This window comes from Aeromicrobium alkaliterrae (assembly GCF_039529015.1).
GTDB classification, from domain to species: domain Bacteria; phylum Actinomycetota; class Actinomycetes; order Propionibacteriales; family Nocardioidaceae; genus Aeromicrobium; species Aeromicrobium alkaliterrae.
Map to the genome: position 1 here is coordinate 980,339 of NZ_BAAAME010000002.1, position 6,447 is coordinate 986,785.

At 71.4% G+C, this 6,447-nt stretch carries 7 protein-coding genes; 4 read left to right on the forward strand and 3 right to left on the reverse strand.

Annotated elements, in window-relative coordinates:
* Positions 1-41 precede the first annotated feature (41 nt).
* Positions 42-209 (reverse strand): hypothetical protein, encoded by a 168-nt coding sequence (locus ABD127_RS05945; RefSeq protein WP_344198739.1) that lies wholly within the window; start codon positions 207-209, stop codon positions 42-44.
* A 113-nt stretch (positions 210-322) separates the two neighbouring features.
* On the opposite strand from ABD127_RS05945, the gene ABD127_RS05950 reads away from it, so the two are divergent.
* Positions 323-712, forward strand: a complete 390-nt coding sequence (locus tag ABD127_RS05950; protein ID WP_344198741.1) for a thioredoxin family protein — start codon at positions 323-325, stop codon at positions 710-712.
* On the opposite strand, the gene ABD127_RS05955 is transcribed toward ABD127_RS05950, so the two are convergent.
* On the reverse strand, positions 713-1,534 hold the full coding sequence (locus ABD127_RS05955) for a dioxygenase family protein (RefSeq protein WP_344198743.1): 822 nt from the start codon (positions 1,532-1,534) through the stop codon (positions 713-715).
* Between the two features lie 104 nt (positions 1,535-1,638).
* Between ABD127_RS05955 and ABD127_RS05960 the strand changes: the two genes are divergently transcribed.
* The 3 genes from ABD127_RS05960 (at position 1,639) to ABD127_RS05970 (ending at position 5,905) form a co-directional block, all read left to right on the forward strand.
* Entirely contained in the window at positions 1,639-4,230 is a 2,592-nt protein-coding gene (locus ABD127_RS05960; RefSeq protein WP_344198745.1) for a DEAD/DEAH box helicase, read from the forward strand.
* Positions 4,231-4,636: 406 nt separating this feature from the next.
* Positions 4,637-5,365, forward strand: coding sequence for an esterase/lipase family protein (locus ABD127_RS05965; RefSeq protein ID WP_344198747.1), 729 nt, complete (start codon positions 4,637-4,639; stop codon positions 5,363-5,365).
* 102 nt (positions 5,366-5,467) lie between these two features.
* A complete protein-coding gene (locus ABD127_RS05970) occupies positions 5,468-5,905 on the forward strand; it encodes a DoxX family protein (RefSeq protein ID WP_344198749.1) in 438 nt (145 codons plus the stop codon).
* Between the two features lie 2 nt (positions 5,906-5,907).
* On the opposite strand, the gene ABD127_RS05975 is transcribed toward ABD127_RS05970, so the two are convergent.
* The gene (locus ABD127_RS05975; RefSeq protein WP_344198751.1) at positions 5,908-6,372 is read right to left on the reverse strand and encodes a hypothetical protein; all 465 of its coding nucleotides are present in this window, start codon (positions 6,370-6,372) and stop codon (positions 5,908-5,910) included.
* Positions 6,373-6,447: the final 75 nt, after the last annotated feature.

A 6,447-nucleotide genomic window follows, 5' to 3' on the forward strand; every position in this document is an offset into this window, starting at 1 on the left:
CTTCGTCGTTCTCGGCTCGTGCGTGACGCGCCGGAGAGGTTCTAGTGGCCGCTCTCGTCCCAGGCGTGCTCGCCGAAGGCCGTGGGCGTCGCGAGGTACGCCAGGCCGGGCGAGGTCAGGGTGCGCTCCGGGGCGGGCCGGTGCGCCGGGAAGCGCCGCGAGGCGGCAGCGAGGGCGGACTGGTCGACGTCGTAAGCGGTGTCATCCATAACTTGAGGATAGCCTCATGTTTCGCGCGGAACCACCCCTACGCGCCAGTAGTCTTCGCCCTCCCCCGCCGCTCCGGAGGAATCAATCGGGGACCCACCTCGTTGACCCCGACATGAGCACCGTGAACCTGACCCAGGCCACGATCGACGACCAGATCGGCGGCGACGGCATCACCCTCATCGACTGGTGGGCGTCGTGGTGCGGTCCGTGCCGGCAGTTCGCCCCGGTCTACGAGGCCGCGAGCGAGAAGAACCCGGACATCACGTTCGGCAAGATCGACACCGAGGCCGAGCCGCAGCTGGCCGGCGCCGCGCAGATCTCCTCGATCCCCACGATCATGGCGTTCCGCGACGGCGTGCTGGTCTTCGCCCAGCCGGGCGCCCTGCCGGCGCCGGCCCTCGACGACCTGATCGAGAAGGTGCGCGGCCTCGACATGGAGGACGTGCGGCGCCAGATCGCCGAGCAGGAGCAGGGCCAGCCCGACCAGGCCCGGCAGGCCTGATCAGGCGGTCATGAACGACCGCATGCCGATCGAGCCCATGTCGATCTGCTCGTTGAAGAACGACAGGTCCTCGTCGGGGTCGAGCAGCGACATCGCCGCCACCATCGGGCGGTAGTGGTCGTCGGTGGGCACCGCGATCCGCGCGGTGTCCCACGTGCGGAACGGATCGAGCAGCTGGTCGACGCGGCGCTCGCGCAGCGCGTCGCCCGTGACGCGGTCGAACTCGACCGCCCAGTCCCAGGCCTGCGCGTGCGGCTCCCAGCGCGCGCGTCCGAGGGCGTGCACGATGTTGCCGCTGCCGATGAACAGGACCCCTCGGTCGCGCAGCGCCCGGAGGCGGGCGAACGTCGCGTGGAGCTCGGGCAGCGGCATCGCGTAGTCGAGGCTGATCTGCAGGACCGGGACGGTCGGCTCCGGCGCCAGGTGCACCAGCACCGACCACGTGCCGTGGTCCAGGCCCCACTGCGCGTCCAGCTGCGCCTCGTAGTCGAGGAACTGCTGCCGGATCGCCCGCGCGACGACCGGGTCACCCTCGCTCGGGTACGGCACGCGCGACAGGGCGTCGGGGAAGCCGCCGAAGTCGTAGATGACCCTGTTGCGCGGCGCGTCGGTGATGTGGGTCGAGCCTGGGGTCAGCCAGTGCGCGCTGATGACGACGATGGCCTGCGCCTCGGGGAGGTCGGCACCGATGCGGCTCCACTCCCGCGTGAAGGCGTTGTCGCTGATCGCGTGCATCGGGTTGCCGTGGCCGACGAAGAGGACCGGCATCCGCGGGCTGGGGGCCAGACGGGACTCGAGGTCCGCGATCGAGTACTGCCGCATGTGGCCCCTCCAGGTGGGATCCCGGTCGAGGATCCGGGGTAGTTGATGGTTCAACCATAGCACGCCGACGTTCGCCATTGGGAGCCGTGCGTCAGAATGGTCGGATGACCACCCGGGACGAGCTGGTGCCTCTGCTGCGGCATCCCGTCCGCTTCGAGGTGGCCGACGAACCGGCCAAGTCGCACTTCGTGATCGACGCCCCGGACGGCGAGCACCAGGTCGCCGCCTTCGACGCCGTCGGACCGCTCAGCCAAGGCATCCGGCTCGTCAACGCCCACCCCTCGGTGCGCGCGTGGGCGACACCCGCGATCATCGCGCTGCGGCTCATGACGACCGGCCACCTGCTCCAGCCGCCGGGCTCCTCGATCGACCAGCTGCGCAACTCGGGCAGCGCGATCGGACCCGATCCGGGCTCGGGACAGAAGTCGGTCTTCGCCTTCCTCGAGGCCCTCGCGGTCGACGCACCCACCGTGGCCACGACCCCGCAGGAGCCCGCGGTGCGCACCGTCGCACCACGACAGCGCGAGACGCAGTTCTCCTACGCCTTCGAGGTGTCGTTCCTCGAGACCCCGACCGACACCGACGCCGCGGTCGTGCGCCTGCGGGTCATCCCCCGCGCGCAGGTCTCCTCCCCCTTCGACGCCTCCGAGCTCACGAGCGGACCCGAGCGCCCCATCGTGGTCGACGCCCGCGAGCCCACGCGCGAGATGCTCGAGCGCGTCGCGCGCTGGTGGGAACCCGCGACCCGGCTCGCCGAGCCCCACGCGCGAGGCGGCGTCACGGTCGGCGCCGACGAACTGGCCGAGCTCGGCAGCAACCGGCTCACCGCGACCCTGCTGGCGAACCGCATCGAGGTGCGCTGGCCCGAGTCGCTCGTGCGCCAGCTCGACACCCGCGCCGTGCTGCGCGCCGACGAGGCGCCGCGGCACGACCGACCGTCGGCCTTCACGCACCAGCAGCTCTTCCGCTTCGACTGGCAGGTCGCCGTGGGCGACCAGGTGCTCAGCGAGGCCGAGGTCGAGCAGCTGGCGCGCGACCACCGCGCCGTCATCCGTCTGCGCGACTCCTGGGTCATGGTCGACCGGAGCAAGCTGCAGCGTGCTCTGCACGGCGGCTCGACCGAGGTCCGTGCCGGCGACGCGCTCCGCGCGGTGGTCACGGGCGAGATGCTCATCGAGGGGCGACGCACCACCGTCGAGACGGTGGGCTGGCTCGACGACGTCCGGCGCCGGTTCCAGACGATGGACCGCGAGCTCATCGCGGCCCGCCAGCCCGACTCGCTCTCCGGCTCCCTGCGCGACTACCAGCTGCAGGGCCTGCGGTGGATGAGCCAGCTCACCGAGCTCGGTCTGGGCGGCTGCCTCGCCGACGACATGGGCCTCGGCAAGACCGTCATGCTGATCGCCCTCCAGCTGCACCGGGCCGAGCGCGCCGAGGCGCTCGGCATCCCGCACGGCCCCACCCTGGTCGTGTGCCCGGCCTCGGTCATCGGCAACTGGGAGCGCGAGGTCCACCGCTTCGCGCCCGACGCCGAGGTGCACCGCTTCCACGGCCCACGTCGCTCGCTCGCGAAGCTGCGCGGCGGCTTCGTCATCACGACCTACGCCACGATGGTCAGCTCGGCCGACGAGCTCAGCGACATCGGCTGGGACCTCGTGGTCGCCGACGAGGCGCAGAACGTCAAGAACCCCCGGACCAAGGCGGCCCGGGTGCTGCGCGGCATCGAGGGCATCGCGCGCCTGGCCCTCACCGGCACGCCCGTCGAGAACCACCTCGGCGAGCTGTGGTCGATCCTCGACTGGACGACCCCGGGCCTGCTCGGCTCGTGGGAGGAGTTCCGCGCCACCTGGTCGCGCCCCATCGAGTCCGGCCGCGAGCCGCAGCGGGCCGCTGAGCTCGCCGAGCTCGTGCGTCCCTTCGTGCTGCGACGCCGCAAGACCGATCCGGGCATCGCGCCGGAGCTGCCCCCCAAGATCGAGACCGACTACCGCGCGAACCTGACCCGCGAGCAGGTCGGCCTCTACGAGGCGGCGGTTCGCGAGACGATGGCCGAGATCGAGCAGGCGGAGGGCATGAAGCGCCGCCAGCTCGTCGTGACGATGCTGACCCGGCTCAAGCAGATCTGCAACCACCCCGCGCACTTCCTGCGCGAGGCCGACGGCAAGCTCGACGGGCGCTCCGGCAAGCTCGCGGTGTTCGACGAGCTCCTCGAGGAGATCATCGACGAGGGCGGAGCGTCGCTCGTGTTCACGCAGTACACGACGATGGGGCACCTCCTGACGCGTCACCTCACCGATCGCGGGGTGTCACACCGGTTCCTCCACGGCGGCACCGGCGTCCGGCAGCGCGAGCGCATGGTGGCCGACTTCCAGGCCGGCGACTTCAGCGTGTTCGTGCTGTCGCTCAAGGCGGCCGGCACCGGCCTCAACCTGACCCGCGCCGACCACGTCATCCACTACGACCGCTGGTGGAACCCGGCCGTCGAGGACCAGGCCACCGATCGTGCGCATCGCATCGGCCAGACGCGCGCGGTGCACGTGCACCGCCTCGTCAGCGAGGGCACGATCGAGGAGTCGATCGCCGAGCTCATCACCAGCAAGCGCGCCCTGGCCGACGCCGTGGTCAACGCCGGCGAGACCGCGCTCACCGAGCTCAGTGACACCGACCTGGCGCGCCTCGTCGAGCTGCGCCACTAGCCCGGTCGCCACCCGCCCGTCCCGCGATGTGAACAGCCACTGGTTCATGGTGGTTAGGGCAGGCTAAGTTCGCGGTACCGCCCCGCGGGAGGACACGCCACAGCTCCCTCTGGGCGGTCCATCTTTGTCTGGCGCTATCGCCGCCGGAACCACCGCGTCTTGGACGACCCTTGCGTCTCGTCCTGCGGCGCCGGCGGAGGCGATGGCGGACCGTCGACCCGACGGTGGCGACCCTCGCGGGCGACACCGGAGTCGACGGGCACGCCGGCGCGCCGCTTTCCCTCGTTCGCTGTCTCGTTCATCGGGTCTCCCTCCCTCGACGTCTCCCGATCATGCACCGAATGAGGGTCACCGCGGCGGGACGCGGTCTAGACTCACCGGGCTGTCGATCTGCGAGTGAGGTGCCATGAGCCTGCTGCCGTCCCTGAGGCCCGGTCCGATCGGCCTGCTCTGCGAGCTGGCCGGGATGCCGATGACGTTCATCAGACTGGCCTCCGGCCTGAGCGGCCTGACGAGCACGAGCCCCCGTGGCGACGGGCACATGGTGCTGGTGCTGCCGGGCTTCACCGCCACGGACCACACGACGCTGCCGATGCGGCACTACCTGGAGGACCTCGGTTACCTGACGTCCGGATGGAACCTCGGGTGGAACCTGGGCATCACTCCTGACGACGAGGCCACGCTGGAGCAGCTGATCGCGGACCTGGCCGCCGAGCACGGGCCCATCACGGTCGTGGGGTGGAGCCTGGGTGGGGTCTACGCGCGGGAGGCGGCGCGGCGCCGCCCCGAGCTGGTGCGCGACGTGATCACGATGGGCACCCCGATCCGGGGGCGCGAGGGCACCGAGTGGATCGTGCGCTGGTTCCGGCTGCTCAACCCGGCGGCCGCCGACGACCTCACACCCGAGGGTGCCGAACGCCATGCGCAGCCGCTCCCGATGCCCATGACCGCGATCTGGTCGCCACGCGACGGCGTGGTCTCGGGCCCGGCGTGCCGGGTTCGCGAGGAGGACGAGGGCCCGCTGGCCCACAACGTGCGGGTCGATGCCGCGCACCGCGGCATGGGGTTCGACCTCGGCGTCCTGCGCGCCCTGGCCGACGCGCTCGCGGCGAGCGCGCAGGTCGCCGCCGCATGATCGAGACCTGACTCACCCCATCGCACGAGCCGGAACTCTCGACCGGCGCCACTCGTCGTTCCCAGGAGGCGCGATGGTCGCGCCCGGATACGGAGGGGTGCCATGTCCACCATTGCTCGAAGCCTGACCACACCGCCCGCAGGGGCGGCCGACCTGGGCCTGCTGATCGGACGGATCGCCGTCGGTGTCGTGTTCGTCGTGCACGGCTGGCAGAAGTGGCGCGACGGGATCGCCGGCACGCAGGCCGGTTTCGACTCGATGGGCGTCCCGGCGGCGGACGCCGCGGCGATCGCCCAGGCCTCGCTGGAGGTGGGCGGCGGCGCACTGCTGGTTCTCGGCGCGCTGACCCCGATCGTGGGCGGACTGCTGGGCCTGTCGATGCTGGGCGCTGCCTGGTTTGCCCACCGCGAGGCGTTCCTCGTGGCCGACGGCGGCGCCGAGTTCGTGCTGGTGCTGGCCGCGGCCTCGTTCCTGCTCGCACTCGCCGGTCCGGGCCGGTTCAGCGTCGACGCGGCTCTGCGGCGTCGCTCCCCCGCCTGACCTCAGGCGGCATCGCGCGCGTCGAAGACCGCCTGGCGCGCCGTGTAGTAGGCGCAGGCGACCTCCTGCAGGTCGATGAGCCCGCGGCGACGCAGGTAGTCGAGCAGACGGCCCGTCAGGGCGATCTGCGCACGGCGCTCTGACGGCACCTGCGCGAGCCACTGCGGCTCGAGGAATCCTGGCAGGCAGTACACCAGGCCTTCGAGTCCGAACAGGCGCAGCAGGGCGCCCTGAGGGGCGAACTGCCGCTCCGCCTCCAGCAGTGCGGCGTAGTGCTCGCCGATGAACGGGGCAACGTCGACGCTCGACAGGAACGTGTCGAGCCGGTCGACGACGGACGCGTAGGTGCGGACGGTGCGGTGGGTGACCCGTGCCGCCTCGATCGCGAAGAATCGCTCGATGACGACCTGGGGTGTCAGCCAAGCGGGGCGGGACGGGTCGTGGTCAGGGTCTCGCGTGGTGGTCATGGTGTCCTCTCGTCCGGTCCTCGGTGATTCGGACGCTAGGTGCCACCACTGACACACGACACAGCCCCGGCTCCA

Bases quoted from the DNA above. Each gene is read 5' to 3' on its own strand.
- ABD127_RS05950 (WP_344198741.1), top strand. From the start codon at position 323: ATGAGCACCGTGAACCTGACCCAGGCCACGATCGACGACCAGATCGGC.
- ABD127_RS05970 (WP_344198749.1), top strand. From the start codon at position 5,468: ATGTCCACCATTGCTCGAAGCCTGACCACACCGCCCGCAGGGGCGGCC.
- ABD127_RS05955 (WP_344198743.1), bottom strand. From the start codon at position 1,534: ATGCGGCAGTACTCGATCGCGGACCTCGAGTCCCGTCTGGCCCCCAGC.
- ABD127_RS05945 (WP_344198739.1), bottom strand. From the start codon at position 209: ATGGATGACACCGCTTACGACGTCGACCAGTCCGCCCTCGCTGCCGCC.
- ABD127_RS05960 (WP_344198745.1), top strand. From the start codon at position 1,639: ATGACCACCCGGGACGAGCTGGTGCCTCTGCTGCGGCATCCCGTCCGC.
- ABD127_RS05965 (WP_344198747.1), top strand. From the start codon at position 4,637: ATGAGCCTGCTGCCGTCCCTGAGGCCCGGTCCGATCGGCCTGCTCTGC.
- ABD127_RS05975 (WP_344198751.1), bottom strand. From the start codon at position 6,372: ATGACCACCACGCGAGACCCTGACCACGACCCGTCCCGCCCCGCTTGG.